The sequence below is a fragment of the Massilia sp. BHUDP2 genome (assembly GCF_046236355.1).
In the GTDB taxonomy this organism is placed as follows: Bacteria; Pseudomonadota; Gammaproteobacteria; order Burkholderiales; family Burkholderiaceae_D; genus Telluria; species Telluria varians.
Map to the genome: position 1 here is coordinate 541253 of NZ_JBJUVW010000003.1, position 25584 is coordinate 566836.

Consider the following 25584-nt stretch of genomic DNA (forward strand, 5'->3'; position numbering starts at 1 on the left):
TCCAAAAAAAACGCCGCATCGCTGCGGCGTTACTGGGTCGGGTTCGGTTCTCCCACCGGGCTGTTCACCGCCCGGGTCGGGGGCGGCATCTGCACCTGGTTCGGCGGCGGCGGGTTCTGGCCCTGCTGTCCTTGCTGCTGTCCCTGCTGCCCTTGCTGCGGCTGGGTCATGGTCGGATCGGGCGGCGGCGGTGCATCCTGCGCCGGCAACGCGGGTTCCGGGGTGGTCAGCGCGACCCCGCCGCCCGGTTGCTGCTGCATGTTCCCCGGGGCGGCCACGACGCCCGGCGCGGTCTGCGGCTCGACACCCGGCGGCGGCGCGGCGGCCACCGGCTGCGGCATCGGCGGCGCCATGCCGGGCTGGCTGGAGGCGCCCGTGTCGGGCGCCAGGTCGACGCGTTTCATGACGCCGCCTTCGGACAGCATCACGTATTTCGGATGCACCTCGGCCACCGTCACGCCCGGCACGATCTCGCGGCCGATCCGCACTGCCTTCGGCGGCGAACCCTCGGCCACCAGGATCACGGCGCTGTTGCTGCCGGCCGAAACGACGCCGGTGAGCTGGTAATTGGAGATCGCCACCGCGGTCGGCTGGCCGCCGAACAGGTAGGCGGCGGCTTCCGGGTTCGGCTCGGCCATGGCCATGGCCGGCGCCGGCGCCAGCGGACGCTGCTCGGGCTTGTACAGCTGCAGGAACCAGTAGGCGCTTGATGCGACCAGCAGGATCAGTGCGAGCAGGGTGAGGAGGAGAGGCAGACGCTTGTTCATGGTTTCCTTCTTGTTCTTGTATTTAGCGCACCAGCTGGTTGATCTCGATGATCGGCATCAGGACCGCCAGCACGATCAGGAGCACCACCAGGCCCATGGCCAGGATCAGCACCGGCTCCAGCAGGCCGGCGATGGTGAGCGTGCGGCGCTCGAGGTCGGCCTGCTGCGAATTGGCGGCGCGCTCGAGCATGCTGGGTAGCTCGCCGGTGATCTCGCCGGCGCGGATCATGTGCACCAGCATCGGCGGAAAGTGCTTCTGCGCCGACAGGGCGCGCGCCAGGCTCACGCCTTCGCGCACGCTGCCGGTGGCCTGTTCGACCAGTTCGCGCATCGCCACGTTCGACAGGGTGTCGCGGCTGGTCTCGAGCGCGCGCAGGATCGGCACGCCGGAACCGGTGGTGATGGCCAGCGTGCTGGCGAAGCGCGCCGTGTTCAGGCTGCGCTCGAACTTGCCGTACACGGGCGCATTGAGCAGCCAGGTATGCCAGCGCCGCTTGAGGTCGGGGTTGCGCAGCGCGCGTCGCCACAGCCAGAACGCGCCGATGAGCAGGATGCCGACATAGATGCCGTAGGCCCGCACGAAGTCGGAAATCGCCAGCATCATGACGGTGAGGAAAGGCAGCTTCTGCTTGGTGTTGGCGAACACCGAGACGATCTGCGGCACCACGTAGGTGAGCAGGAAGATGACGATGGCAAAGGCCACCACGGTGACGATGGCCGGATAGGTGAAGGCCAGGCGCACCTTCTGCACCAGCGCGTTGCGGCGCTCGATGTAGTCGGCCAGGCGCGACAGCACGCGCGAGAGCTGGCCGATCTGCTCGCCGGAAGACACCAGGGCGCGGTAGATCTCGGCGAAGTCGCGCGGGTGGCGCGACAGCGCGCTGGAGAAGGCCACGCCGCCGATGACTTCGGAGCGGATCGAGGCGATCAGGTCGCGCACATAGGGGCGTTCGGCCTGTTCCAGCAGCGCGGTGAAGGCCTGTTCCAGCGGCAGGCCCGCCTCCAGCAGGCTGGCCAGCTGGCGCGTAAACAGCGCTAGCTCGACCTGCGACAGGCGCTCGCCAAAACCGCGCGAGCGCGCCACGCCGGCTTCGTCCACCTGGGCCGCGATCTGCTCGACCGACAGCGGCGTCAGGCCCTGGGTGCGCAGGTCGGCGCGCGCCGAGCGCGGACTGTCGGCGTTGACCACGCCTTTCTTGGTCGCGCCGCCGGCGTCGACGGCTTCGTAGCGAAATGCCGGCATGGGCTTCCCTTAATCCTTGGTCACGCGCACCAGCTCGGCGCGCGTGGTGGTACCGTCCGCCAGCCAGCGTTCGCCGTCTTCGCGCATCAGCCTCATGCCCGACTTCTGGGCGGCGACGCGGATCTCGGCTTCGGAGGCCTGGTTGTGGATCTGGGCGCGGATCTCTTCGGTGGTTTCCAGCAGCTCGTAGACGCCGACCCGGCCGTGGTAGCCGGTGTGGCCGCAGCGCTCGCAACCTACCGCGTGCCAGCCGGTGGCGTCGCTGACCTTACAGTGCGTGCACAGCTTGCGCACCAGGCGCTGCGCCATCACGCCCAGCAGCGAGGAGGACAGCAGGAACGGCTCGATGCCCATGTCCAGCAGACGAGTCACGGCCGAGGCCGCGTCATTGGTGTGCAGGGTGGCCAGCACCAGGTGGCCGGTAAGCGAGGCCTGCACCGCGATCTGGGCCGTTTCCAGGTCGCGGATCTCGCCGATCATGATCACGTCCGGGTCCTGGCGCAAGATGGCGCGCAGGGCCTTGGCGAAGCTCATGTCGATGCGCGCGTTGACCTGGGTCTGGCCGACGCCGTTGAGGTCGTATTCGATCGGGTCTTCCACCGTCATGATGTTGGTGGTGGATGCGTTCAGGCGCGACAGCGCGGCGTACAGCGTGGTGGTTTTACCGGAACCGGTCGGGCCGGTGACCAGCACGATGCCGTGCGGCTGGTTGATCAGGCGGTCGAACTGCGGCAGCATGTCCGGCGCCATGCCCAGGTGGCCCAGGTCGAGGCGACCGGCTTCCTTGTCGAGCAGACGCAGCACGGCGCGCTCGCCGTGGCCGGTCGGCAGGGTCGAGACGCGCACGTCGACCGGCTTGCCGCCGATGCGCAGGGTGATGCGGCCGTCCTGCGGCAGGCGCTTCTCGGCGATGTCGAGCTGCGACATGATCTTGATACGCGAGATCAGCGAGGCGTGGATCGCCTTCTTGGGGCGCACGATGTCGCGCAGCGCGCCGTCGACGCGGAAACGCACGACCGAGGTCTGCTCGAAGGGTTCGATGTGGATATCGGACGCGCCTTCGCGCAGCGACTGCGTCAGCAGTGCATTGATCATGCGGATGACCGGTGCGTCGTCCGAGGATTCCAGCAGGTCTTCGATGGCAGGCACGTCCTGCAGCAGGCGGGTCAGGTCGAGGTCGGCATCGAACTCGTCCACCACCTGCGAGGCGTCGCCGCCGGCGCCGGCATAGGCCTTGGCGATGGCGTCGTCGAGCTCGCCGCGATCGAGGCGGCGCAGGGTGATGCGGCCGAAGCGGCGCGAGACTTCCGCGATCGCGCTGGGCGCCGTGGCGCCGGACACCAGCACCTCGACGGCCTGGCCCGGTTCGTCACCACCGCGCGCCAGCACGCCGTGGTCACGGGCGAAGGCGAAAGGCAACAGATTGTTCATGGTCAGCTTATTTCTGGTTCGATGGCGTCACCGGACGAAACTGGGACTGCGGCGTCGCCGGCTGGTTCTGCTGGCGCTGCTGGCCTGGCGGCAGCGCTTGGCCGCTGGCCGCGCCCGGGGCGCTGCCGGCTGTCGGGGCCGCCTGCACCGGCGCGGTGGCCATGGTGCCGCCGACGGGCGGCTGACCACCGGTCAACGGCGGCAGCTGCGGCGCGCCGAGGTCGCGCATCAGGATCGTGTCTTCCTGGCTGGCCTGGCCCGAGGCGCCGACGGCGCGCATGTATTCGTAACGGTCCATGGCCAGCGAATGGGAAGCTTCCTTGCTGCGCACCACGACAGGACGCAGGAACACCATCAGGTTGGTCTTGACCCGGGTGCGGTTGCGGTACTTGAACAGGTTGCCCAGCACCGGAATGTCGCCCAGGCCGCGTACTTTCTCTTCACCGTCGCCCTCGGTGTCCTCGATGAGGCCGCCGAGCACGATGATCTGACCGTCGTCGGCCAGCACATTGCTTTCGATCGCGCGCTGGTTGGTGGTCAGGCCCTGCGGCGCGTTGCGGGTGGCCGGGTCGACGCTCGAATTCTCGTGGAGGATCGCCATCTTGATGGTACCCCCCTCCGATATTTGCGGGCGCACCTTGAGCAGCAGGCCGACGTCCCGGCGGTCGACGGTCTGGAACGGGTTGCCGCCGCCGGTCGCGGCGGTGGTCGTGTACGAGCCGGTGATGATCGGCACGTTCTGGCCGACCTTGATCGTCGCCAGCTCATTGTCCAGGGTGATCATGTTCGGTGTGGACAAGATGTTGGCATTGCCATCGTTTTCAAGGGCGCGCGCCACCGCGCCCAGGCCCAGCTCGCCGCCGACCTGGCGGAACAGGCCGAAGGTCAGGCCGCCCGGGATGCTCGGCACCGAGGTGCCGGACAGGCCCTGGCGGGCGGCCGCGGCCAGGTTGACGATGTTGCTGCCCTGGGCGCCGCCGGTGAAGGACTGGACGCCGCCGACGCGGTACTTGCTGTCGCTGTCGCCCGAGGCGCCGATCCACTGCACGCCGAATTCCGATGCCTTGTTGGAGGTCACTTCGACCACCAGCGCCTCGATGTAGACCTGGGCACGGCGCACGTCGAGCTGGTCGATGACGCTGCGCAGGTTGCGGTACACGGCGTCCGGCGCGGTGATGATCAGGCTGTTGGTCGAGGCATCGGCCTGGATGAAGCCCGAGCCCTGGCCGCCGCCGGCGCCACCCGCGGTGAGCTGGCTCTGCTGGCCGTAGGTGCCGCCGGTGCCGGACGTGGCGAGGCTGCCCTGCTGGCCCTGCTGGCTGCCGAGTCCGCCCTGGCCGGTGCCGCTTCCGCCCATGCCTGCGGAGCCCGCCTGGATCGAGCCGCCCGAGGTGCCCTGCTGCTGCACCGGCACCGCCGACGCATCCTGCGACACCACGGCGCGCAGGGTCTGGGCCACGCGGCTGGCGTCGGCATTCTTCAGGTAGACGACGTGGATATTGCCCTGCGTCGAGGTCTGCTGGTCGAGGCGCGCGATCAGGGACTTGGCCAGGTTGGCGCGCGCCTGCGAAGGAGCGCGGATCACGACCGAGTTGGTGCGCGGGTCGGCCAGCACGGTGACGCGGCCGGAATCGCCGCCGGCGCTCGGTTCCATCAGGCGGGTGACCAGGGCGGCGATGTCGCTGGCGATCGCGTTGCGGATCGGGATCACGTCGAGGTCGGCCGCCACCGGCGCGTCGAGCGCGGCGATGATCTTGGCCAGGCGGCGCAGGTTGTCGGCGTAGTCGGTGATGACCAGGGTGTTGTTGCCCGGGTTCGCCATGATCGAATTGTTCGGCGAAATCAGGGGGCGCAGCACGGCGGTGAGATTCGCCGCCGATTCGTAGGAGAGATAGAACACCTGGGTGGCGATCTGGTCGCCGGTGGCGCGGCTGGCGCGCACGCCGCCGACCTGGGTCGGCGAGGACTGGGCCTTGGCTTCGGCTTCCGGCACCACCTTGGCATAGCCGTCGCCGCTGGTGACCACGGCATAGCCCTGCAGGCGCAGGGTCGAGGTGAGCAAGCCGAAGGCCTGGGTCTTGGTCAGCGATTTTTCCGACACCAGCGTGATCGTGCCCTTGACGCGCGGGTCGATGATGAAGGTCATGCCGGTGTAGTGGCCGATCGCCTTGATCACCGATTCGATGTCGGCGTTGACGAAGCTCAGCGCCGCGGCGTTCGCACTCTCCTGGGCATGGGCAACTGCTGGAAGGAATGTTCCCGCCGTGGTCGCGGCGAAGCAACACAACATGGCGCCAGCCGCGACGCGGCGCAGGCTCGGCAGGCGGATGTCTGGGCGAGCAAAAGTGGTGAGAGTATTGTTGGTCATTATCTGAACTCGAGTGCGATTATGTTTTTGCCGTTCACCATGCGGCGCTGGCCCAGCAGGTTGAGCATATTGCCCAGCGTCTCTTCGTAACCTTCGGCAGCCGAGGCCTGGCCGGAAAAGCGCAGGCGACCATGTTGCAGCATACCCGAGCCTGTCAATACGAGCGCACCGCGTACGGTGCGCAGGTTCAGGTCGGCCTGGCTGCCGCGCCAGTCGAATGCCATTTCATAGCTGCCCAGCGGCCGGATGGGCGACATGCGCGAACCCATGTCGCTCATGGTCAACACCGTACGACCCTGTACCGCCACCGTATTGGGCTGGCGCAGCAGGTCGAGCGTATTCCACACCAGCCGGATGCTGCCGCTCGGCGCCAGCGTGTTGAGCGGCGCACCCAGCCCCGCCAGGCCCTCGGCCGGCAGCAGCAGTTCGCCGCTGCTCACCTGCCACTGCGACCAGCTGCCGTCGATACGTACAGGGCGTGCCAGCGCTTGCGGGTTTTCCAGTTCCATATGGACTTGGCCCAGCATTACCAGCGGCGACAGACGCCATGCGAAGCGCCCCGGCAGCAGCGGCGTCACCGCCCCCCCTTCGCCTGGCGCCCCGCCCACGAAGGCCGAGCCGTTCCAAAGCGTACCCTGCGCATCCCCCAGAGTCAAACGGCCGCCGGTCTGCTGTTCCACGATCGGCCCCAGCCAGGAAGCGGGCAGGAAGGCCAGCACCGTGACGAGCACGGCCAGCACGACCGGCACTGCCCACAACAGCAGGCGCCTCATTGGGCCGGCGCGCTGGCCTGGCGCAGCGTGAGGGTCGCGTCGACCTGTCCCACCGCGCTCAAGGCGGTGAACGTGGCGTCCTGCACCTGCACGCGGTTCTCGCGGCGCTGGGCGTCGAGCCAGGACACCAGGTTGGCGAAGGACACGCCGTTGAACTGGATCTTGGCGTATTCACCGGTCATGGTGAGCGAGCCGGCCTTAAGGCCGCGCTGGGCCATGCTGGCGTTCAGCGCCTCCGAGCTCATGGGCGCGACCGACGGCGCCGGCGTGGCGGCCAGGGCCTGGGCTTCGGCGGCCATGGTCTGCAGCTGCGCGGCCTGCTGGCGCAGCGCGGGCAGCGAGCGTTTCAGGCTGTCGCGCCCTTCGATGGCCGGCGCCAGCAGCAGCGCATAGACCAGCGACACCCCCACCACGGCGCTGCCGACGGCCAGGAACTTGCGCTCCTGGTCGGTACGGCCGAGCCACCAGCTGAGCGCACGCTCGCGCAGGGCGCCGAATTTCGCGCCGAACTGTGCGCCGATGTTTCCTGCTGCCTTCATTGTGCTGCTCCCGTGGTGGCTGCCTGCGCGGGCGCACCCGCGGCACCCGTGCTGCGGATGACCCAGGTAGCCGGTGCACTTTCTTCCAGACTCATGTTGCGTGCTTCCAGGATGGAGCGCAGCTGCACCGTGGTGGCGGGGTCGACGGTGTCAGGTTTGACGCGCACGGTGAGCGTGCGTTCGCGGAACTCCATTGACGCAAGCGTGGGCGGACGCCCGAGGCCGCGGACCGCCTCGCCGAGCTGGCCGGCGATCCAGCCGAACTCGTCCGGGCTGACCTGGCCGCTGGCGGCCTTGGCGCGCGCGATGTTCTGGCGCATCTGGGCCACCGGGTCGATCACCGGCTGGGCCGGGTAGGCGCTGCGGAAGGTCTGGGACATGCCCTGGCGCACCGCGTCGGCCTCGCGCTTCAGGCGCAGCCACTCGATGTTGACGCCGATGATGTTGACCACGATCGCGGCGATCGCGAGGCGGATCGGCCAGCGCCAGCGGCTCCAGTCGCGCTGGGCGACGCCGGCGGTGCCGAGGCCCGGCACCAGGTCCATGGTGCTGCTTTTGCTGCCTGCGATCCAGTGCTCCCAGGCTTCGCTTTCCAGCGTGATGCCGGGGCCGGCTTCGGCCAGCAAGGCCTGGTATTCGCCGAGCTGTTCGCGCGGCACGTACAGCACCAGCGGGGCGTCGCCCGCCAGCGCGCGTGCGGTCTGCAGCGCGAGCGTCGGGTTGCCGTCCAGGGCCAGGCCCATGCCCTCGTACTGGCCCTGGCGCAGCAGCAATTCGTTGTTGCCGATGGCGGCGCTGACGCTGCCCGGCAGCAGTGGCAGGCACAGCTGTGCCGGCACGGCGGCGACCGATCGCGCACCCATGCCGAGCAGGGCCTTCACTAGCGGTTCGAACCAGTCGCGCTGGACCACGCCGACCGGGCGGCGGCCATCCGGCAAGGGGGGGCCGGCCACCAGGACGCAATCGAGCGGGTCGCCCAGGATGTGTTCTTCGACCAGGGCCGGGAGGGCCGCGCGCAGGCGCGCGCCGGTGAGCGGCGGAGCCTGGACCGGGATCAGGGTGACGTCGGCGCCGGCCAGCAGCAGCACCACGCGGCGGCTGGCGGCGACCACGTCGCCCAGGTTGCGCAACAGGCCTTCGCCCTGCTGCGCGATGGTGCCGGCATCAAGCACCACAGCAAAGCGGCACAGCGCGCCCTCGCCTTCTGCGCGGGCCGGATGGCGGATATAAAGAGTAGTCAAGCTGTCTCGCTTTCTTCTAGTTCTGGCGGGTCCAGATCACTTGGGTGCCGCCGCCGACCAAGGGGGTGGGGTTTCGCCTGATCAGCGATTCCGCGTTCAAGGCCGCACGGTCGAGCCGAATGCGGCTCTGTACGATAAACCAGCTGCTTTTGACGTCCCAGGTCTCGGCCAGGTTTTGGCCATTGGCCACCTGGCTGGTAAAAGCCGCCGTGTCGCGCCAGGCCGCCGTCTTGCGGCGCGCCACCAGGCTGTTGGCCTGGGACAGCGACATCCCCGGCACGATCGCCGACAGCAGCTCGGCCGGCACGGTATTCACATTCAATTTCGTCGCCTCGGTTCCGTAGGGCAGCACGATCAGGAAGGGACGCAGCTTCGCCATCACTTCCTGGGTGACGCCCTGCACCGCCAGCAGATCGTCCACCTGCATCAGCGGGATCGGCACGCCGTTGGCCGGCGGGACCGGCGGCAGGACGGACGTCGGGTTCGGCGGGTTCGGATCCGGCGGGTTGGGATTGGGCGGATTCGGATTGTTCGGATCCACCGGCACCCCCACCTGCTGTCCCTGCGCGACGAAGTCCGCGATCCGGTTCGCCAGGCGCGCATCGAGGCGCAGGTTGTCCAGCAGGCGGCGGAAGATCTCCACCTGTTCCGGCACCTTCTGGCGCTCCCTTGCCAGGTTGACGAGATTGTAGCGCGACGTTGCGTCAATAATATTACCGGACAGGCTCGCATCAAAGCTTTCTCCTTCAACCCGTTCGCGCTCGATGTACTGATCGAGCCGGGTCTCGGCCAGCGGGGTAGCCCAGACCTGGTCGAGCGAGGTGTATTGCGAGGTGTAGGCATCCTGGCGCAGCACCAGGCTGGCCCAGTCGAGGGCGCCGCGCAGGATCCACTTGGTCTGCAGGTGCAGGCGCTGGTTTTCCATCGAGCGCACCTGCACCTGCTGCTGCCAGAACAGGCTGGCGACGATGGAGATGGCGAGCGTGGTCAGCAGCAGTGCCGTGACGACCGCGACGCCGCGCTGGCGGAGGGTAGATGGCGGCCGACGCATCAGGTGCCCCCCAGCAGGAAGAACTTGATCATCGGCACTTCCCGGCCCTGCACGACCAGGCCGACCTGCAGGCCGCTGGGGTCTTCGGCCTGGGCGCCGTCGGCGACCGGAGCCGGTTCGAGGCGCCACTGGTTGCCCTGCCACGCCAGGATGTTCATACCGACCAGGCCACTTTGCAGCACCACCGGCGTCGACGCTTCCGACGGCGCGTCGCTGCCGGCCGCCTGCCACAGCACCTCGAGCTGGGCCAGGTCGCGGGTGCCGCGCGATTCGCGCCGGATCAGATTGCCGTCCACCAGGCGGTAGGACACCACGACCAGCTGCGAGGGTTCGTTTTCGTTATAAACCTTGCGCACAAGCATGAAGCGCCCGTCTTCCCAGACCAGGTTGGGACGGCGGCCGATGATCTCGCGCCCGGCCAGGTGCTCGCAGTCGCTCTGCATCTGGGCGAAGGCCAGCTGCATGCCGCGCGTGGTTTCCATCTCTTGCGTCAGGGCGATGCGGGCGCGCACGATGCCGTCCAGACCGCGCCAGCCGAGCACTGCCAGGATGGCAAGGATGCTGATCGCCACCAGCAGTTCGACCAGGGTGAAGCCGCGGCGACGGCGCGAGCCTTGTAGGATGCCGGGTGTCATGTCCGCGAGGGCCTCAACACGAGCTGAACCAGTTTGACGATACGGCGCGTCGGACGTTCGGCGTCATACACCGAGACTTCGATCCGGCGCAATTGCGGGTTCGGGCTGGTCAGGACTTGCTCTTCGCAGACCAAGTTGAGCTCGCCTTGTGGGCAGGGAAAGTTGCGCTTGCCGACTTCGGGCCATTCGCGGCCGAGGCGGATCTGCACCAGCCGGTTCTCGGCCGACCAGGTGGCCATCATGGCGGCGCGCAGGCCGTCGCTGTTGGCGGTCAGGCTGCCGACGGCGCGCAAGCCGGCGCCGAGCGCGGTGCCGACGATGACCAGGGCCACCAGCACTTCGAGCAGGGTGAATCCGCGTGCGCGCATCGCTGTCACCTTCATTCGACGGTAAAGTGGCCGATGCCGTCGGCACGGATCGCGACCGCATTGCCGGCGGTGGCGAGGGTCAGCACGAAGGGCTTGTCGACCGGCTCGCGTCCGAAGGTGATGCGCACGGTGCCGGGATCGCTGCTCATGCTGGGTTCGAGCACCAGTTGCAGGGGGGCGCCGCGGAAGGTGCGTTCGCGCAGCAGGTCGTCGCGGGTGACCGGCTCCCAGCCGGTGTCGTTGCGCACCACGAAGCGGTAGCGCTCGCCGTTGGCCTCGAAGGCCACCTGGCGGTTGCGCACGATGGCTTCGTCACGCGCCAGCTGCAGCAGCAGGGCCAGGCGCTGGGCCTCCTGCTGCAGGTTCTGGCGCGGCGAGGGGATGGCGTTGAGCGAAGCCAGGCCCAGCGTGATGCCGATGATGACCATCACGACCAGCAGCTCCACCAGGGTGAAGCCGGCGCTCGCCGGGCGGCGAGCTGGGGCGCCCACGGCCCGCATTGGAGGCCTTATTCCCAGGAACCGACGTCGGCATCCTCACCGGTACCGCCGGGCTGGCCATCGGCGCCCAGCGAGAAGATGTCCACTTCGCCATGGATGCCCGGCGACAGGTACTGGTAAGCATTGCCCCACGGGTCTTTCGGCAGCTTTTCCATGTAGCCGCCGTCTTTCCAGCCGTTCGCGGCCGGGCCCGAGGTAGGCTTGCTGACCAGGGCCTGCAGGCCCTGCTCGGTGCTCGGGTAGCGCTGGTTGTCCAGCTTGTAGAGCTTGAGCGCCTGCGACATGGTGGCGATGTCGGTCTTGGCGGCGGTCACGCGCGCTTCCCCGGTGCGGCCCAGCAGTTTCGGCACGACCAGGGCGCCGAGAATGCCGATGATCACCACGACCACCATGATCTCGACCAGGGTGAAGCCGCGTGCGCGGCGCTGCTTGCGTTGCGAATCAATGTGCATGGATGCTCTTTGTAAGTATGTCGGTCAGGGCTGACAGTATAAGCCTACACGCAGGACGGGGCTACCGCGTGCACTGGAGAAATTGTAAGCCGAAGAGCAAGTTTAATTCTGTCTTAAAGCGGTCTTGTTTTTGTACTCATTGTCCTCCGCCGGACCGAACCTTGCACACCGGACAGGCAGGCTGGCGCGCCATCTTCAGGGCAGTCCACTCCATGGCGCGGCCGTCGAGCAGCAGCAGCCGGCCGGCCAGCGGCTCGCCGATGCCGGCCACCAGTTTCATGGCTTCGGCGGCCTGCATGGCGCCGACCACGCCGACCAGGGGCGCGAACACGCCCATGGTGCTGCAAGCCACGTCCTCGAACTTGCTGTCTTCGGGGAACAGGCAGGCGTAGCACGGGGCTTCCGGCCGGCGGGTGTCGAAGACCGACAACTGGCCGTCGAAACGAATCACGGCGCCGGAGACCAGCGGCTTGCGCGCTTCGACGCAGGCACGGTTGACGGCGTGGCGGGTGGCGAAGTTGTCGCTGCAGTCGAGTACGACCGTCGCCACACGGACGAGTTCCGCAAGGCGCGCGCCGCCCACGCGTTCGCGCAGCGCGGTGACCTCGATGTCGGGGTTGATGGCCAGCAGGGCCGCGCGGCCGGAGTCGACCTTGGGCTGGCCGATCCGCTCGGTGGTGTGCATGACCTGGCGCTGCAGGTTGGTCAGGTCGACCTCGTCGTCGTCGACCAGGGTGATGCGGCCGATGCCGCCGGACGCCAGGTAGAGCGCGGCGGGGGAACCGAGGCCGCCGGCGCCGATGATCAATGCGTGCGCGTCCAGGAGGCGCTGCTGGCCCTCGATGCCGATCTCGTCGAGCAGGATGTGGCGGGAGTAGCGCAGGAGTTGGGTGTCGTTCATCGGGCCAGGCCGATTATTTCTTGGCCGGCGCCTTGATCTCCGGCGGCTTCTGCTCCGTCCCGGGCAGGGTCTTCGGCGCCGCCGGCTTCTCGGCTTCCGGCTCCGACTTGGCCAGCTGTACCGGCTGTCCCTTGAAGTGCTTGATCGCCTGCGCCAGCTGGAAGTCGTCCTTGCTGCCGTAGTCGAGCGGCTTGCGGTCTTTCAGCTGGGCGATCGCGCGCTGCTGGGCGTCGAGCGCTTCTTTCTGGTCCTTGGCGGCCTGGGTTTTCCCGGCCTCGCCTTCGCCGGCCAGATGGCGTTGCAGGTCGGCCTCGCGCACGCGCAGCACGGCCAGCGCGTCGCCCTCGGGGGTCTCGTCCACGCGCATGTCGGGCACGATGCCGGTGGCCTGGATCGGGCGGCCCTTCGGGGTGTAGTAGCGCGCCGTGGTCAGCTTGACGGCGGTGTCGGGCGACAGCTGGCGCAGGGTCTGCACCGAGCCCTTGCCGAAGGTCTGGCTGCCCATGATGATGGCGCGCTTGTAGTCCTGCAGGGCGCCGGCCACGATCTCGGAAGCCGAGGCCGAGCCGCCGTTGACCAGCACCACCATCGGCACCGTTTTAAGGCCGGCGGGCAGGCCGGCCAGCGGGTCGGCGCCGCGCTGCGAATAGAATTCGCGGCGGCCGTAGAACTGCTGGTTGGAGTCCGGCAGCTGGCCCTTGGTCGAGACGATCAGCTGCTCAGGCTGCGGCAGGAAGGCCGCCGACACGCCGATCGCTCCCGGCAGCAGGCCGCCCGGGTCGTTGCGCAGGTCGAGCACCAGGCCCTTGATCTCGGGATTCTCGGCATACAAGGCCTTGGCCTTCTTGGCCAGTTCCTCGACGGTGTTTTCCTGGAACTGGCTGACGCGCAGCCAGGCATAGCCCGGCTCGATCATCTTGGCCTTGACGCTGGCCACCACGATTTCCTGGCGCTGCACCGGCACCACCCAGGGCCGGTCCTCGCCGCGGCGCGCGATGGTGAGCGTGACCTTGCTGCCGGCCTTGCCGCGCATGCGCTTGATCGCTTCGTCGAGGGACATGTTGCGCACCGGGACATTGTCGATGCGGGTGATCAGGTCGCCGGACTTGATGCCGGCCTTGTGCGCCGGGGTGTCCTCGATGGGGGCGACCACCTTGACGTAGCCGTCTTCGCTGGCGACCTCGATGCCGACGCCGACGAACTTGCCCTGCACCGCTTCCTTCATCTCCTTGTAGGCCTTCTGGTCCAGGTAGACGGAGTGCGGGTCGAGCGAGGCGACCATGCCGCCGATGGCTTCGGACAGGAGCTTCTTGTCGGAGACCGGTTCGACGTAGTCGGTCTTGATCAGGCCGTAGACGTCGGCCAGCTGGCGCAGCTCGTCGAGCGGCAGCGGCGAGCCGACGTCTTTTTGCGCATGGGCCGAGAACTGAAAGGAGGCGGCCACGCCGGCCACCATGCCCAGTCCGATCAGCCCGATATTCTTTGCTTTGCCCATCGCTATTCCCTTGTTTCCTAGAATTTGATCCAGCCTGAAGGATCGAAGGCCTTGCCGCGATGCCTGAGCTCAAAGTATAGCCCCGATTCCTCGATACCGCCGGTATTGCCCGCGCTCGCGATCACCTCGCCGGCGCGCACCATGTCGCCGGGTCGCTTCAGCACCGCCGAGGTGAAGCCGTAGGTCGACAGGTATTCGCCGCCGTGGTCGATGATGATCATGTTGCCCCAGCCGCGCATCCATTCGGCGTGCACCACCCGTCCCGGTCCGACGGCGCGCACTTCGGCGCCTTCCGGCGCGGTGAAGAACATGCCTTTCCAGGTCAGGCTTTCGGTACGGCGGGCGCCGAAGCGGGCGCGGATGTTGCCGCTGATCGGCGCCGTCAGGCGTCCCTTGAGGGCGGCGAAGGCGCCGGCCGGCGCCGGCGGGGCCAGCGGGACCTCCCGCTCCACCTCGCTCGGACGGGTTTCAGGCGGCTTCTGCTCGGCCACCCGCGGCGGCGGCTCGGGCTCCGGCTTGGGCGCCGGCTTGCCGCTCTGGCGCGCGATGCGCTCGCGCTCGGCCCGTTCGGCGGCGGCCTTGACTCTAGCCAGGGCGCGCGCCTTCGCTTCCGCTTCGGCCTTGGCCTTGGCCGCGGCCAGGGCGGCCTGGCGGCGCCGTTCGGCCTCGGCCTGCTCGCGGATCAGGCGCGACAGGCGGTCCACCAGCTCGGTCATGCGCTGTTCGTCGCGCTGCAGGCGGTCGGCCTGCTTGCGCTGGTCGGCCAGCTTGGTCGACAGGTTCTGCAGCAAGCCGGCGCGCTTGGCCTTTTCCTTCTCCAGCGTTGCTTTCTGTTCCTGCTGCTCGCTGGCGATTTCCTGCAGCTCCAGCTGGGCGTTCTCGACCTTGTCGCGGTTGGCCTCGACTTCGGCCAGGTTGGCGCGCAGCGAGTCCAGCAGTTTTGCCTGGGCCTGCGACACATAGGCCATCATCTGCAGGTCGCGGTTGATGCGGTTCGGGTTGTCGCCGGACAGAAGGAGCTTGATCCGGTCTTCGTTGCCGGCCACGTAGTGTTCGCGCAGCAGTTGTGACAATTGTTTCTTTTGATTAACAATTGTTTGCTGCAAGCCTTCACCCTGTTTCGACAGCTCATTGAGACGCGTGCTGGTCGCGTCCTGTTCCTCGGCCAGGTCGCGCAAGGCGCGGTTGGCGTCGGAGATGGCGGCCTCGGACGCCGCCAGCTCGTCGGCGGCGTCGGCCCGCGCGTCCTCGGTGCGGGCGATGTCGCGCTTGATCGCTTCCAGCTTCTGCTGGATACCGGTGCGCTGCTTCTCCGCAGTCACCTTCTGGCGGCTGCGTTCGGTCTGGCGTTGGGCAAAAGCGGGTTCAAGCAGCGCGACGGCCAGCAGCGCGCCCAGGAGCGCGCTGCCGGCGAACTTCGTGAATGGCAAACGCAAGACTTATTTCGCCTTCCCTTGGCTGGCCACGGCCGCCACGGCGGCGGCGATCGCTTCCTGGTCGCCCAGGTAGTAGTGCTTGATCGGCTTCAGGTCCGCATCCAGCTCATACACCAGCGGCTGGCCGTTCGGGATGTTCAGGCCGACGATGTCGGTGTCGCTGATGTTGTCCAGCATCTTGATGATGGCGCGCAGGCTGTTGCCGTGGGCCGAGATCAGGATGTTCTTGCCGGCGCGGATGGCCGGGGCGATCTCCTCGTCCCAGCACGGCATGACGCGGGCCACGGTGTCCTTCAGGCATTCGGTCAGCGGGATCTGCTCTTTCGCCAGGGCCGCGTAGCGCGGGTCATTGAAGGAGGTACGCGGATCGTTTTCTTCCAGCGCCGGCGGCGGGGTATCGTAGCTGCGGCGCCAGACCAGCACCTGCTCGTCGCCGAATTTTGCTGCCGTCTCGCCCTTGTCCAGGCCCTGCAGGGCGCCGTAGTGGCGCTCGTTCAGGCGCCAGTCGTTCTTCACCGGCAGGTACATCATGTCCATCTCGTCCATCGCCAGCCACAGGGTGCGGATCGCACGCTTGAGCACCGAAGTGTAGGCCACGTCGAAGGTGAAACCGGCTTCCTTGAGCACGCGGCCGGCGCTCCTGGCTTCGTTGATGCCCTTCTCGGTCAGGTCGACGTCGGTCCAGCCGGTGAAGCGGTTTTCCAGGTTCCAGGTGGATTCGCCGTGGCGCATGAATACGATTTTGTACATAGATACTCTTCTCGCTAAAAGTGCAATTAAAATCCGGTCCGACATCTATTTTATAATGCCCCGATTCAGTACAACCAACGGAACCCTTGTGAATTTCATTCTCGATAATATCTTCATCGTAGCGATCGCCGTGATTTCCGGCGGCGCCCTGCTCTGGCCGGCCCTGGGCCCGCGCGGCAAGCGCGTCACCCCGCTGCAGGCCACGCAGATGATCAACCGCGGCAAGAGCCTCGTGCTCGACGTGAGGACTGCCGAGGAATATGCCGCCAGCCACCTGCGCGACGCGAAACACATCCCGCTGGCAGACTTGGACAAGCGGATCGGCGAGCTGGAGAAGTCGAAGAACCGCACCGTGATCGTCGTCTGCCAGACCGGCGCCCGTGCCGACAAGGCGGCGCGCCAGCTGCAGGCGGCCGGCTTCGAGGACGCACATGCGCTCGAAGGCGGCCAGGCGGCATGGATCGCGGCCGGCTTGCCGGTGACTAAATAATTTATGGGAAAGGAAGCATCATGACCGCACACGTCGTTCTCTACCACACTGCCAGCTGCCCCTACTGCGTCCGCGCCGAGCGCCTGCTCGAAGCCAAGGGCGTGACCGACATCGAACGTATCCGCATCGACCTCGATCCGGAGCAGCGCCAGATCATGATGCAGCGCACCGGCCGCCGCACCGTGCCGCAAATCTACGTGGGCGACACCCACGTCGGCGGCTTCGACGACCTGTACGCACTCGACCAGGCCGGCCGCCTGGATCCGCTGCTGAAGGGCCAGCAAGCTTGATTTGACGGGCTTTGGGGTCCGTGGCGCTGGGGGTATTGCATCAGAATTGATTTTGATACAATTGCCCTCGCGTTTGACCAAAGTACCGGGACGGCGCGTCCGTCCACCATCATTTAAAACGAAAGCGTTCCATGTCCGACGAAAACCTGCAACCAGTATTCCAAATCCAACGCGTCTACCTGAAAGACATGTCGCTGGAACAACCGAATTCCCCGTCGATCTTCCTCGAGCAGGAAGCCCCGACCATCGAAGTGTCGCTGGACGTCGGCGCCGAGTCGATCGCCGAAGGCATCTACGAATCGACCGTGACCATCACCGTCACCGCCAAGCTGAAGGACAAGGTCGCTTTCCTGGTCGAAGGCAAGCAGGCAGGCATCTTCGAAGCCCGCAACATCCCGGCTGACCAGATGGATCCGCTGCTGGGCATCGGCTGCCCGAACATCGTCTACCCGTACCTGCGCGCCAACATCGCTGACGTGATCAGCCGTGCAGGCTTCCCGCCGGTGCACCTGGCCGAGATCAACTTCGAAGCCTTCTACCAGCAGCGCCAGCAGGCAATGGCCCAGGCCGCTGCAACCCCGGCACAATAAGTTGTTCCCATCCACGGGCGCCGCTCCTTGCGGTGTCCGTGCCTCCGGCGCCCCGGTCACTTCGTCCTTCGGCCCGCCATGATTCCATCCCGTCTCCTTGCAAGCGTGCTCCTGCTGGCGGCACCGTCCGCATTCGCCTTCGACTTCAAGAGCGTGGGCGCGGCCCCGGTGATCCTGTACGACACCCCGAGCACCAAGGGCGCCAGGATGTACATCGCCCCGCGCGGCATGCCGCTGCAGGTGGTGTCGAGCTACGCCGAGTGGGTCAAGGTCCGCGACGCCAACGGCGACCTGGCCTGGACCGAAGCCAAGGGCCTGAGCCCGCGCCGCAACCTCGTGGTTCGCACGCCCGGGGCCAAGGTATTCGCCGGCCCCGACGAGACCAGCCAGGTCCTGATGACGGCCGACAGGGGCGTCCTGCTCGAACTGGTCGACCCGACCGCCCTCACCTGGATCCGGATTCGCCACCGTGACGGCATCGACGGCTATGTCCGTGCGAACGACGTCTGGGGCCTGTGATGCCCCGCAGTTTTAGCTAATGCGCATGCAACAACAGAAAACTCCTTCCAAGATCACCGTCCTGGGCGCCGGCGCCTGGGGCACGGCCGTGGCCATCGCCCTGGCCGCCCGCCACGACGTGCTGCTGTGGGGCCGCAATCCCGAGCAGATGGCCGAAACCCAGGCAGCGCGCGAGAACCTGCATTACCTGCCCGGCTACCCGCTGCCGGCGGCCTTGCGCGTGAGCGCCGACTTCGAGGCCGCGCTGGCCCACGTGGCCGGGGCCTCGATTGATGAAGCACCGCTCCTGATCCTGGCCTGCCCGGTGGCCGGCCTGCGCCCCCTGCTGGGGCAGCTGAAGGGCCGCGCCATTCCGAACGTGGTCTGGCTGTGCAAGGGCTTCGAAGCCGGCACTGGCCTGCTGCCGCACCAGGTGGCGGCCGAGGTGCTGGGCGACAGCGTGCCGGCAGCGGCGCTGTCCGGCCCCTCCTTTGCCCAGGAAGTGGCGCGCGCCCTGCCCTGCGCCCTGACCGTGGCCTCGACCTCGGCGCCGCTGCGCGAGCGCGTGGTCGCGGCGGCGCACGCCGACAACATGCGGGTCTACGCCTGCGACGACATGGTCGGCGTGGAAGTGGGCGGCGCGGTCAAGAACGTGATGGCGATCGCCACCGGGGTCTCGGACGGCCTGGGACTGGGCCTGAACGCCCGCGCGGCCCTGATCACCCGCGGGCTGGCCGAAATCACCCGCCTGGGCGTGCACCTGGGCGCGCAGGCCGGCACCTTCATGGGCCTGACCGGCATGGGCGACCTGATCCTGACCTGCACCGGCGACCTGTCGCGCAACCGGCGCGTCGGGCTGGCGCTGGCGCAGGGCAAGCAGCTGGACACCATCGTGGCCGAACTGGGGCACGTGGCGGAAGGCGTGCCGTGCGCGAAGGCGGTGCGTGAACTGTCGCGCAGGCTGGGCGTGGAGATGCCGATTACCGAGGCGGTGGCCGCGGTGCTGTTCGATGGGGTAAATGCGACGGAGATGGCGCAGAGGTTGCTGGCGCGGGATCCGAGGGATGAGTTGGCTTGAGTTAGTGGCTGCTCAGGCAAAATTGGGTACCGGCCTTCGCCGGTACGACGGTCTTTCAGTTAACTGAAGTGGGTAGCGCCAGCGTACTCGCACACTTAAACAACGTCATCCCGGCGAAGGCCGGGATCCAATTTCGTCGCGTACCGCTAACGTACCAGAGCGCAGCGCACCCTCAGTTACCCGACCCACGCGGATCATTCGTCGGCCCACCCGTGCGCACCGGCCCCAGCAGGATGGTCATCAAGGCCACCGCATCCTTGTTGGCGCGGATCGCGTGCGGCTCTCCGCCCGCCAGATACACCATCTCGTTCGGCCGCAGGATCGTGGTGCGCCCGTGCGCGTCGAAGGCGATTTCTCCTTCCAGGCACACCAGGGTCATCTCGCCCTCGACCCGGTGCTCGGGCATCGGCTTTTCCTTCGGCAGCACCAGCCGGATCAGTTCCATGTGCTCGGTCTTGATGAGCGCAATCGACGTGAAATGGGCGATGTCGTCGTCGCCGCGCTGTAATACGATGCGCTCGCCCGAAACTGCGTGTTGCAAGGCCATGGTCGCCCTCCTTATTCGTTTGTGTCCTCTTCTTCCCGCGTCTCCGGCACGCTGCGTAGCCAGGTGACAAGCGGGAACGCATCCTTCATTCCGCTCGCCAGCTGCGGCACCAGCAACTCGGGTGAGTTGAGCAGCAGCGGCACCTCGACCCAGACGAAATAGCTCTTCAGCTTCAGGTACTCGACCAGCGGGTGGTTCGGGTCGACGCCTTTCGGAGGCCGCTGCAGGACGTCTTCGAACTGCAGGTCGCCATAGGTCGCGCGGAGATGCTTATTCTTCAACATTTTGCTGAAGCCTGTCGCATCGTTGACCACGTGCTGGCGGATCGCCTTCAGGCGGTGCGCCGGCGGCAGGTATTCGCCCGCGCCGAACAGCAGGTTGCCGTTGGCCTCGATGTGGAAGTAATAGGTCGGGCCGCCCGCCGCACTCGGACGGCGCTTGTTGAGCGGCGCGATGCCGGCCGAGAAATGGGTTTTGTAGGGCCGCTTGTCCTTGGCGAAGCGCACGTCGCGGTGGATGCGGAACAGCGCCTTCTTGGGATCGCAGGCGGCCACCTGCTTGTCGAAAGCGCCCAGCTCTCCGATCAATTCGGTGACCACTTGCAGGAATTCGGCCCGCAGGATGTCGTAGCGTGGTTTGTTCCAGAGGAACCAGGGACGGTTGTTGTTCTCGCTGAGCTCGCTTAAGAATTGCGTCAGGTCACGCAGGTGCATGAAGAGGTCCGAAAAAAGTTACTGGGGCTGGCGCGGACGCTTGCCGACGGTGACGTCGAGCGTGGACTCGCGGTTCTTGCGCAGGATGCGCAGCGGCGCCTTTTCGCCCGGCTCGAGCTGGGCGATCAGGTTGAGCATCTCGCTGGTGTTGGCCACGTCCTTGCCGCCGACCGCAACCAGGATGTCCCCGGGACGCATGCCGGCGCGGTCGGCCGGGCCGCCGCGCACCACGCCGGCGATGATGGCGCCGCTCGAGCGGCCCAGGCCGAAGCTTTCGGCCAGTTCGGGCGTGATGTCCTGCGATTCGATGCCGATCCAGCCGCGCACCACCTGGCCATGCTTGACGATCGAATCCAGCACCATCTTGGCGGTACTGACCGGGATGGCGAAGCCGATGCCGACCGAGCCGCCGGTCTGCGAGTAGATGGCCGAGTTAATCCCGAGCAGCTGGCCGTTGGTGTCCACCAGCGCCCCGCCCGAGTTGCCGAAGTTGATCGCGGCGTCGGTCTGGATGAAATTCTCGAAGTGGTTGATGTGCAGGTTGTTGCGCCCCAGCGCAGAGATGATGCCGAGGGTGACGGTCTGGCCCACGCCGAACGGATTGCCGATGGCCAGCACCACGTCGCCCACCCGCGCGCTTTCCGGATCGCCCAGCACCATCACCGGCAGCTTGCGCTCCGCAATGCGGATCACGGCCAGGTCGGTTTCCGGATCGGTGCCGACCACGCGCGCCGCCGCCTTGCGCCCGTCCGCCAGGCCGACCTCGATGACGTCGGCGCCTTCGATCACGTGGTTGTTGGTCAGGATGTAGCCGTCGCCGCTGACGATCACGCCCGAGCCGAGGCTGGCCAGCTGCTCGTCGGGCGGCATCCGGTCGCCGAAGAAGCGGCGGAAGAAGGGGTCTTTCAGCAGCGGATGCGTCTCGCGCGTGGCCTTGCTGGTGAGGATGTTGACGACGGCCGGCATGGCGCGCCCGGCCGCCTCGCGGTAGCTGCCGCTGGCCGGCACGCTGGCCCCCTGCAGCACCGGCACCTGCTGGCCGGCCGGGCCGAGCGCCACCCGCGCGGGCGCGCGCTCCAGCCAGTCCGGCCGCATGGCGGCGACCACGAAATACAGCGCCAGCGCGACCGTGACGGCCTGCGCGAACAGCAGCCAGAAGCGCCTGAACGCTCCCGGCTGGCGCCGCGGGCGCATGCCCGGCGGCTTGAGTTCATGGACGCTGTCGCTCATGGCTTGCTTTCTCAGGGCTTCTTCAGGGAGTCGCGAATGTCGCGCAGCAGCAGGATCTCTTCCTTCTCCGCTGCCGTCGGCGCCTCGACCGGGCCGCGCAGGCGGTTCACGACGCGCACCATCTGGAAGATGACAAAGGCGAGCAGGATAAAGTTCAGCAGAATGGTGAGGAAGTTGCCGTAGGCGAGCACGGCGCCCGCCTTTTGGGCCTCGGCCAGCGGCAGCGCGGTGTCCTGGCCATTCAGGGGCAGGTAGTAATTCGAGAAATCGAGGCCGCCGAACAACATACTGATCGGCGGCATGATGACATCCTTCACCAGCGAATCGACGATGCGGCCGAAGGCGCCGCCGATGATCACGCCGACCGCAAGATCGACGACGTTGCCGCGCATGGCGAAGGTTTTGAACTCTCCCATCATTGACATGTTTGTTCCCCTTAGGTTGTTATTGAGTCATGCGATTTCATGATACCCCAAGCGACAATGCTACGGATGCACACGCAGCTTTGTGGTCTAACAGGAGGGTCAGTTCCGCGCGGATGTGTCCGCTTGATAATTTTTTTCCAATCGGTATTGCCGTTCACATATAATTTTGTGTTGCTGGAAGCTCTTTATTGATTCTTAAGATTCGTATTTTCACGGAGTGGGGTTGGTATGAGTATTGAAAAGCAGGTCGATTCAGGCCGACGCGGACTGCTCGTCGCGACATGCGCTGCTGGTGGCGTCGTCGGGGTGTCCACGGCGGGCGTTCTTGTGAGTACCTTCCAGCCGTCGGAGCGGGCGAAAGCCGCCGGCGCCCCGGTCGAGGTCGACATCTCCGACGTCAAGCCAGGCGATATGAAGGTGGTCGAATGGCGCGGCAAGCCGGTCTGGATCCTGCGCCGCACCCCGGAGATGATGGCCACCCTCGAGAAGGACACGGCCGAACTGGCCGACCCCAACTCCGAAAAAGAATACCAGCTGCCCACGCCGGAATACGCCAGGAACCCCTGGCGCGCGCGCGAAGACCACAAGGAAGTGCTGGTCACGGTCGGCATCTGCTCCCACCTCGGCTGCTCGCCCTCCTCGCGCCTCGCGTCCGGCCCCCAGCCGAATCTGCCCGACAACTGGCCGGGCGGCTTCCTCTGCCCCTGCCACGGCTCGACCTTCGACCTGTCGGCGCGCGTCTTCCGCAACAAGCCGGCGCCGACCAACATGGACGTCCCGCCGTACATGTACCTCTCCGATAACAAGCTGATCATCGGCAAAGACGAGAAAGGCGAGGCATAACATGGGCGGACCATTCAAAGAAACCCAAGTCCCGGCCAACGCGGGCGCAGGCGCCAAGGCCCTGGCCTGGGTCGACGACCGCTTCCCGCTGTCGAAGCTGTGGAACGACCAGTGGGGCAAGTACTACGCGCCGAAGAACTTCAACGTCTGGTACCTGTTCGGTTCGCTGGCCATGCTGGTGCTGGTGCTGCAGATCGTCACCGGCATCTTCCTGACCATGCACTACAAGCCGGATGCCAACCTGGCCTTCGGCTCGGTCGAGTACATCATGCGCGAAGTGCCCTGGGGCTGGCTGGTGCGCTACATGCACTCGACCGGCGCCTCGATGTTCTTCATCGTGGTCTACCTGCACATGGCGCGCGGCCTGATGTACGGCTCCTACCGCAAGCCGCGCGAGCTGATCTGGCTGTTCGGCTTCGGCATCTTCCTGTGCCTGATGGCCGAAGCCTTCTTCGGCTACCTGCTGCCGTGGGGCCAGATGTCGTACTGGGGCGCCCAGGTGATCGTCAACCTGTTCGGTGCGATCCCGGTCATCGGCCCGGACCTGTCGCTGTGGATCCGCGGCGACTACGTCGTGTCGGACGCCACCCTGAACCGCTTCTTCGCCTTCCACGTCATCGCCCTGCCGCTGGTGATCCTGGGCCTGGTGGCGGCGCACCTGATCGCGCTGCACGAAGTCGGCTCGAACAACCCGGACGGCATCGAGATCAAGGACAACCTGGACGCGGACGGCCATCCGGTCGACGGCATCCCCTCGCACCCCTACTACTCGACCAAGGACTTCTTCGGCGTGGCGGTGTTCCTGACCATCTTCTCGGCGGTCGTGTTCTTCGCGCCTGAAATGGGCGGCTACTTCCTGGAGTACAACAACTTCCTGCCGGCCGACCCGATGAAGACCCCGCCGCACATCGCGCCGACCTGGTACTTCACGCCGTTCTACTCGGTGCTGCGCGCCACCACCGCCGACTTCATGTACGTGCTGATGGCCGCGATTGCCGCCTACGTCGTGTTCATCTGGCTCAAGTCGCGCCTGGCCTACAAGACCAAGATCGCCGTGGCCGTGATCGGCCTGGTCCTGATCGTCGGCATGCTGCCGCAGGTGCTGGATGCAAAATTCTGGGGCGTGGTGCTGTTCGGTTCGTCGGTGGTGATCATCGCCTTCCTGCCGTGGCTCGACCACTCGCCGGCGCGCTCGATCCGCTACCGTCCCGACTGGCACAAGTACGTGTACATCCTGTTCGCGCTGTGCTTCGTGACCCTGGGCTACCTGGGCACCCAGCTGCCGACGCCGGCCTACACCATCATCTCGCAAGTGGCGACCCTGCTGTACTTTGCGTTCTTCCTGTTGATGCCGTGGTGGAGCACGATGGGCCGCTTCAAGCCGGTCCCGAATCGCCTGACCTACTCGGCACACTAATCACGGACCAAAGGACAGACACATGAAATTTGCGAAGAAACTGATCGCGGTCCTGGCCCTGGTGCCGGGACTGGCATTCGCCGCGGAAGGCGGCTTCCCGCTCGAGCCGGCACCGGAGCGCAGCGACCTGGCCTCGCTGCAGAACGGCGCCAAGCTGTTCGTGAACCACTGCCTGAACTGCCACTCGGCGTCCGCCATGCGCTACAACCGCCTGCGCGATATCGGCCTGACCGAAGAGCAGATCAAGAACAATCTGTTGTTTTCACAAGACAAGGTTGGCGGCATGATGACCACGGCCATGCGCCCGGACGACGCCAAGGCCTGGTTCGGCGCCGTGCCGCCGGATTTGTCGGTGATGGCGCGCGCCAAGGCATCGCCTTCGGGCACCGGTGCGGACTACCTGTACACCTACCTGCGCACTTTCTACAAGGACGACACCCGCCCGACCGGCTGGAACAACATGGTGGTGCCGAACGTGGCCATGCCGCACGTGATGTGGCAGGAACAGGGCGTGCGCCAGGCGAAGTTCCAGGACGTGCCTGACCCGCACGAAGCCGGCAAGACCCTGCACAAGTTCGTCGGTTTCGAAGCGGTACAACCGGGCACGATGACCCAGCAGGAGTTCGACACCGCGACCGCCGACCTGGTTGCCTACCTGGTGTGGATGGCTGAGCCAGCGCAAGACACGCGCAAGAAGTTGGGGGTTATCGTGTTGCTGTTCATGACAGGATTTGCCTTCCTAGCTTGGCTTTTAAACAAATCCTACTGGAAAGAAGTGAAGTAAATTCGCTTTCATTGCCCGGTTGGCTATAATACGGGCAATCATTTTTCGGGGTGAATCGCTAGGCGCTTCACCCCATTGTTTCTTAAGGAACTATAAACCATGATGGTTCTCTACTCCGGCACCACGTGCCCGTTCTCCCAACGCTGCCGCCTGGTCCTGTTCGAAAAGGGCATGGACTTCGAGGTGCGCGACGTCGACCTGTTCAACAAGCCGGAAGACATCTCGACCATGAACCCCTACGGCCAGGTGCCGATCCTGGTCGAGCGCGAACTGATCCTGTATGAGTCGAACATCATCAACGAGTACATCGACGAGCGCTTCCCGCACCCGCAGCTGATGCCGGCCGACCCGCTGATGCGCGCCCGTGCCCGCCTGATGCTGTTCAACTTCGAGAAGGAACTGTTCGTCCATGTGCACACGCTGGAAAGCGAGCGCAACAAGACGAACGACAAGAGCCACGACAAGGCCCGTTCGGAAATCCGCGACCGCCTGACCACGCTGGCTCCGCTGTTCCTGAAGAACAAGTACATGCTGGGCGACGAGTTCTCGATGCTGGACGTCGCGATCGCCCCGCTGCTCTGGCGCCTGGACCACTACGGCATCGAGCTGTCGAAGACCGCGGCCCCGCTGATGAAGTACGCCGAGCGCATCTTCTCGCGTCCGGCCTACATCGAGGCGCTGACCCCGTCCGAGAAGGTGATGCGCCGCTGATGCCATGTGCGGGCGGGT

29 protein-coding genes are annotated in these 25584 nt (G+C 66.4%); 9 read left to right on the forward strand and 20 right to left on the reverse strand.

Annotation, left to right across the window (positions count from 1 at the left end):
• Positions 1 to 29: 29 nt before the first annotated feature.
• From ACK6C6_RS19140 to gpmA, 16 genes are all read right to left on the reverse strand, one after another.
• Positions 30 to 767, reverse strand: a complete 738-nt coding sequence (locus tag ACK6C6_RS19140; RefSeq protein WP_409268776.1) for a hypothetical protein — start codon at positions 765 to 767, stop codon at positions 30 to 32.
• A gap of 22 nt (positions 768 to 789) precedes the next feature.
• A complete protein-coding gene (gspF, locus tag ACK6C6_RS19145) occupies positions 790 to 2010 on the reverse strand; it encodes a type II secretion system inner membrane protein GspF (RefSeq protein WP_209589541.1) in 1221 nt (406 codons plus the stop codon).
• Between the two features lie 9 nt (positions 2011 to 2019).
• Positions 2020 to 3441 (reverse strand): type II secretion system ATPase GspE, encoded by a 1422-nt coding sequence (gene gspE / locus ACK6C6_RS19150; RefSeq protein WP_209589540.1) that lies wholly within the window; start codon positions 3439 to 3441, stop codon positions 2020 to 2022.
• 7 nt (positions 3442 to 3448) lie between these two features.
• Positions 3449 to 5809, reverse strand: coding sequence for a type II secretion system secretin GspD (gene gspD, locus ACK6C6_RS19155; RefSeq protein ID WP_409268778.1), 2361 nt, complete (start codon positions 5807 to 5809; stop codon positions 3449 to 3451).
• Positions 5809 to 6582: a type II secretion system protein N gene (gene gspN / locus ACK6C6_RS19160; protein WP_209589538.1), complete on the reverse strand. Its 774-nt coding sequence runs from the start codon at positions 6580 to 6582 to the stop codon at positions 5809 to 5811. Before gspN ends, gspD begins: the two co-directional genes overlap by 1 nt.
• Positions 6579 to 7121: a type II secretion system protein GspM gene (gene gspM, locus ACK6C6_RS19165; RefSeq protein ID WP_409268779.1), complete on the reverse strand. Its 543-nt coding sequence runs from the start codon at positions 7119 to 7121 to the stop codon at positions 6579 to 6581. The genes gspN and gspM overlap by 4 nt, the downstream gene beginning before the upstream one ends.
• Positions 7118 to 8362, reverse strand: coding sequence for a type II secretion system protein GspL (gene gspL / locus ACK6C6_RS19170; protein ID WP_409268780.1), 1245 nt, complete (start codon positions 8360 to 8362; stop codon positions 7118 to 7120). The genes gspM and gspL overlap by 4 nt, the downstream gene beginning before the upstream one ends.
• 16 nt (positions 8363 to 8378) lie before the next feature.
• Positions 8379 to 9413: a type II secretion system minor pseudopilin GspK gene (gene gspK, locus ACK6C6_RS19175; protein ID WP_209589535.1), complete on the reverse strand. Its 1035-nt coding sequence runs from the start codon at positions 9411 to 9413 to the stop codon at positions 8379 to 8381.
• Positions 9413 to 10048 (reverse strand): type II secretion system protein J, encoded by a 636-nt coding sequence (locus ACK6C6_RS19180; RefSeq protein ID WP_409268781.1) that lies wholly within the window; start codon positions 10046 to 10048, stop codon positions 9413 to 9415. Before ACK6C6_RS19180 ends, gspK begins: the two co-directional genes overlap by 1 nt.
• Positions 10045 to 10416 (reverse strand): type II secretion system minor pseudopilin GspI, encoded by a 372-nt coding sequence (gene gspI, locus ACK6C6_RS19185; RefSeq protein ID WP_409268782.1) that lies wholly within the window; start codon positions 10414 to 10416, stop codon positions 10045 to 10047. Before gspI ends, ACK6C6_RS19180 begins: the two co-directional genes overlap by 4 nt.
• A gap of 11 nt (positions 10417 to 10427) precedes the next feature.
• Positions 10428 to 10916 (reverse strand): type II secretion system minor pseudopilin GspH, encoded by a 489-nt coding sequence (gene gspH / locus ACK6C6_RS19190; protein ID WP_209589532.1) that lies wholly within the window; start codon positions 10914 to 10916, stop codon positions 10428 to 10430.
• Positions 10917 to 10924: 8 nt separating this feature from the next.
• Positions 10925 to 11368: a type II secretion system major pseudopilin GspG gene (gene gspG / locus ACK6C6_RS19195; RefSeq protein WP_209589531.1), complete on the reverse strand. Its 444-nt coding sequence runs from the start codon at positions 11366 to 11368 to the stop codon at positions 10925 to 10927.
• Positions 11369 to 11504: 136 nt separating this feature from the next.
• Positions 11505 to 12269 (reverse strand): HesA/MoeB/ThiF family protein, encoded by a 765-nt coding sequence (locus ACK6C6_RS19200; protein ID WP_409268783.1) that lies wholly within the window; start codon positions 12267 to 12269, stop codon positions 11505 to 11507.
• A 13-nt stretch (positions 12270 to 12282) separates the two neighbouring features.
• The gene (locus tag ACK6C6_RS19205; protein ID WP_209589529.1) at positions 12283 to 13764 is read right to left on the reverse strand and encodes a S41 family peptidase; all 1482 of its coding nucleotides are present in this window, start codon (positions 13762 to 13764) and stop codon (positions 12283 to 12285) included.
• Between the two features lie 17 nt (positions 13765 to 13781).
• On the reverse strand, positions 13782 to 15194 hold the full coding sequence (locus ACK6C6_RS19210; RefSeq protein ID WP_409269197.1) for a murein hydrolase activator EnvC family protein: 1413 nt from the start codon (positions 15192 to 15194) through the stop codon (positions 13782 to 13784).
• A gap of 9 nt (positions 15195 to 15203) precedes the next feature.
• On the reverse strand, positions 15204 to 15950 hold the full coding sequence (gene gpmA / locus ACK6C6_RS19215; protein WP_027867493.1) for a 2,3-diphosphoglycerate-dependent phosphoglycerate mutase: 747 nt from the start codon (positions 15948 to 15950) through the stop codon (positions 15204 to 15206).
• A gap of 88 nt (positions 15951 to 16038) precedes the next feature.
• On the opposite strand from gpmA, the gene ACK6C6_RS19220 reads away from it, so the two are divergent.
• The 5 genes from ACK6C6_RS19220 to ACK6C6_RS19240 all read left to right on the forward strand — a co-directional run bounded on the left by ACK6C6_RS19220 (position 16039) and on the right by ACK6C6_RS19240 (position 18896).
• Positions 16039 to 16440 carry a rhodanese-like domain-containing protein gene (locus ACK6C6_RS19220; protein WP_027867492.1) on the forward strand — a complete coding sequence of 134 codons (402 nt, stop codon included), beginning with the start codon at positions 16039 to 16041 and terminating at the stop codon, positions 16438 to 16440.
• 20 nt (positions 16441 to 16460) lie between these two features.
• Entirely contained in the window at positions 16461 to 16730 is a 270-nt protein-coding gene (gene grxC, locus ACK6C6_RS19225) for a glutaredoxin 3 (RefSeq protein WP_036205956.1), read from the forward strand.
• Between the two features lie 131 nt (positions 16731 to 16861).
• Complete coding sequence (gene secB / locus ACK6C6_RS19230) at positions 16862 to 17320, forward strand: protein-export chaperone SecB (RefSeq protein ID WP_409268784.1); 459 nt, start codon at positions 16862 to 16864, stop codon at positions 17318 to 17320.
• A gap of 78 nt (positions 17321 to 17398) precedes the next feature.
• Entirely contained in the window at positions 17399 to 17839 is a 441-nt protein-coding gene (locus ACK6C6_RS19235; RefSeq protein ID WP_209589528.1) for an SH3 domain-containing protein, read from the forward strand.
• A 25-nt stretch (positions 17840 to 17864) separates the two neighbouring features.
• Complete coding sequence (locus tag ACK6C6_RS19240) at positions 17865 to 18896, forward strand: NAD(P)H-dependent glycerol-3-phosphate dehydrogenase (RefSeq protein WP_209589527.1); 1032 nt, start codon at positions 17865 to 17867, stop codon at positions 18894 to 18896.
• Between the two features lie 172 nt (positions 18897 to 19068).
• On the opposite strand, the gene ACK6C6_RS19245 is transcribed toward ACK6C6_RS19240, so the two are convergent.
• The 4 genes from ACK6C6_RS19245 to mscL are packed head-to-tail and all read right to left on the reverse strand — an operon-like array spanning position 19069 to position 21811.
• Positions 19069 to 19443: a cupin domain-containing protein gene (locus tag ACK6C6_RS19245; protein WP_036205958.1), complete on the reverse strand. Its 375-nt coding sequence runs from the start codon at positions 19441 to 19443 to the stop codon at positions 19069 to 19071.
• 11 nt (positions 19444 to 19454) lie between these two features.
• Positions 19455 to 20156: a DUF2461 domain-containing protein gene (locus tag ACK6C6_RS19250; RefSeq protein ID WP_409268786.1), complete on the reverse strand. Its 702-nt coding sequence runs from the start codon at positions 20154 to 20156 to the stop codon at positions 19455 to 19457.
• A gap of 18 nt (positions 20157 to 20174) precedes the next feature.
• The gene (locus tag ACK6C6_RS19255) at positions 20175 to 21350 is read right to left on the reverse strand and encodes a Do family serine endopeptidase (protein ID WP_409269198.1); all 1176 of its coding nucleotides are present in this window, start codon (positions 21348 to 21350) and stop codon (positions 20175 to 20177) included.
• A 47-nt stretch (positions 21351 to 21397) separates the two neighbouring features.
• Positions 21398 to 21811: a large conductance mechanosensitive channel protein MscL gene (gene mscL, locus ACK6C6_RS19260; protein ID WP_409268787.1), complete on the reverse strand. Its 414-nt coding sequence runs from the start codon at positions 21809 to 21811 to the stop codon at positions 21398 to 21400.
• Between the two features lie 228 nt (positions 21812 to 22039).
• Here mscL and petA point away from each other — a divergent pair, with 228 nt between their 5' ends.
• The 4 genes from petA to ACK6C6_RS19280 all read left to right on the forward strand — a co-directional run bounded on the left by petA (position 22040) and on the right by ACK6C6_RS19280 (position 25566).
• Positions 22040 to 22654: a ubiquinol-cytochrome c reductase iron-sulfur subunit gene (gene petA / locus ACK6C6_RS19265; RefSeq protein WP_036205961.1), complete on the forward strand. Its 615-nt coding sequence runs from the start codon at positions 22040 to 22042 to the stop codon at positions 22652 to 22654.
• A 1-nt stretch (position 22655) separates the two neighbouring features.
• Positions 22656 to 24071: a cytochrome b gene (locus ACK6C6_RS19270; RefSeq protein WP_409268789.1), complete on the forward strand. Its 1416-nt coding sequence runs from the start codon at positions 22656 to 22658 to the stop codon at positions 24069 to 24071.
• Between the two features lie 22 nt (positions 24072 to 24093).
• Complete coding sequence (locus ACK6C6_RS19275; RefSeq protein ID WP_209589523.1) at positions 24094 to 24855, forward strand: cytochrome c1; 762 nt, start codon at positions 24094 to 24096, stop codon at positions 24853 to 24855.
• Between the two features lie 99 nt (positions 24856 to 24954).
• Positions 24955 to 25566 (forward strand): glutathione S-transferase N-terminal domain-containing protein, encoded by a 612-nt coding sequence (locus ACK6C6_RS19280; protein ID WP_026354566.1) that lies wholly within the window; start codon positions 24955 to 24957, stop codon positions 25564 to 25566.
• The last annotated feature ends 18 nt before the right edge of the window (positions 25567 to 25584 follow it).

What these genes read in the sequence shown, in the direction of transcription:
- ACK6C6_RS19200 (WP_409268783.1), bottom strand. Translation starts at nt 12,269, where the DNA reads ATGAACGACACCCAACTCCTGCGCTACTCCCGCCACATCCTGCTCGAC.
- gpmA (WP_027867493.1), bottom strand. Translation starts at nt 15,950, where the DNA reads ATGTACAAAATCGTATTCATGCGCCACGGCGAATCCACCTGGAACCTG.
- gspM (WP_409268779.1), bottom strand. Translation starts at nt 7,121, where the DNA reads ATGAAGGCAGCAGGAAACATCGGCGCACAGTTCGGCGCGAAATTCGGC.
- gspF (WP_209589541.1), bottom strand. Translation starts at nt 2,010, where the DNA reads ATGCCGGCATTTCGCTACGAAGCCGTCGACGCCGGCGGCGCGACCAAG.
- mscL (WP_409268787.1), bottom strand. Translation starts at nt 21,811, where the DNA reads ATGTCAATGATGGGAGAGTTCAAAACCTTCGCCATGCGCGGCAACGTC.
- gspG (WP_209589531.1), bottom strand. Translation starts at nt 11,368, where the DNA reads ATGCACATTGATTCGCAACGCAAGCAGCGCCGCGCACGCGGCTTCACC.
- secB (WP_409268784.1), top strand. Translation starts at nt 16,862, where the DNA reads ATGTCCGACGAAAACCTGCAACCAGTATTCCAAATCCAACGCGTCTAC.
- ACK6C6_RS19180 (WP_409268781.1), bottom strand. Translation starts at nt 10,048, where the DNA reads ATGACACCCGGCATCCTACAAGGCTCGCGCCGTCGCCGCGGCTTCACC.
- gspI (WP_409268782.1), bottom strand. Translation starts at nt 10,416, where the DNA reads ATGCGCGCACGCGGATTCACCCTGCTCGAAGTGCTGGTGGCCCTGGTC.
- ACK6C6_RS19140 (WP_409268776.1), bottom strand. Translation starts at nt 767, where the DNA reads ATGAACAAGCGTCTGCCTCTCCTCCTCACCCTGCTCGCACTGATCCTG.
- gspE (WP_209589540.1), bottom strand. Translation starts at nt 3,441, where the DNA reads ATGAACAATCTGTTGCCTTTCGCCTTCGCCCGTGACCACGGCGTGCTG.
- ACK6C6_RS19275 (WP_209589523.1), top strand. Translation starts at nt 24,094, where the DNA reads ATGAAATTTGCGAAGAAACTGATCGCGGTCCTGGCCCTGGTGCCGGGA.
- petA (WP_036205961.1), top strand. Translation starts at nt 22,040, where the DNA reads ATGAGTATTGAAAAGCAGGTCGATTCAGGCCGACGCGGACTGCTCGTC.
- ACK6C6_RS19255 (WP_409269198.1), bottom strand. Translation starts at nt 21,350, where the DNA reads ATGCGCCCGCGGCGCCAGCCGGGAGCGTTCAGGCGCTTCTGGCTGCTG.
- ACK6C6_RS19280 (WP_026354566.1), top strand. Translation starts at nt 24,955, where the DNA reads ATGATGGTTCTCTACTCCGGCACCACGTGCCCGTTCTCCCAACGCTGC.
- ACK6C6_RS19270 (WP_409268789.1), top strand. Translation starts at nt 22,656, where the DNA reads ATGGGCGGACCATTCAAAGAAACCCAAGTCCCGGCCAACGCGGGCGCA.
- gspN (WP_209589538.1), bottom strand. Translation starts at nt 6,582, where the DNA reads ATGAGGCGCCTGCTGTTGTGGGCAGTGCCGGTCGTGCTGGCCGTGCTC.
- ACK6C6_RS19205 (WP_209589529.1), bottom strand. Translation starts at nt 13,764, where the DNA reads ATGGGCAAAGCAAAGAATATCGGGCTGATCGGACTGGGCATGGTGGCC.
- gspD (WP_409268778.1), bottom strand. Translation starts at nt 5,809, where the DNA reads ATGACCAACAATACTCTCACCACTTTTGCTCGCCCAGACATCCGCCTG.
- ACK6C6_RS19240 (WP_209589527.1), top strand. Translation starts at nt 17,865, where the DNA reads ATGCAACAACAGAAAACTCCTTCCAAGATCACCGTCCTGGGCGCCGGC.
- ACK6C6_RS19245 (WP_036205958.1), bottom strand. Translation starts at nt 19,443, where the DNA reads ATGGCCTTGCAACACGCAGTTTCGGGCGAGCGCATCGTATTACAGCGC.
- ACK6C6_RS19235 (WP_209589528.1), top strand. Translation starts at nt 17,399, where the DNA reads ATGATTCCATCCCGTCTCCTTGCAAGCGTGCTCCTGCTGGCGGCACCG.
- gspK (WP_209589535.1), bottom strand. Translation starts at nt 9,413, where the DNA reads ATGCGTCGGCCGCCATCTACCCTCCGCCAGCGCGGCGTCGCGGTCGTC.
- ACK6C6_RS19250 (WP_409268786.1), bottom strand. Translation starts at nt 20,156, where the DNA reads ATGCACCTGCGTGACCTGACGCAATTCTTAAGCGAGCTCAGCGAGAAC.
- gspH (WP_209589532.1), bottom strand. Translation starts at nt 10,916, where the DNA reads ATGCGGGCCGTGGGCGCCCCAGCTCGCCGCCCGGCGAGCGCCGGCTTC.
- grxC (WP_036205956.1), top strand. Translation starts at nt 16,461, where the DNA reads ATGACCGCACACGTCGTTCTCTACCACACTGCCAGCTGCCCCTACTGC.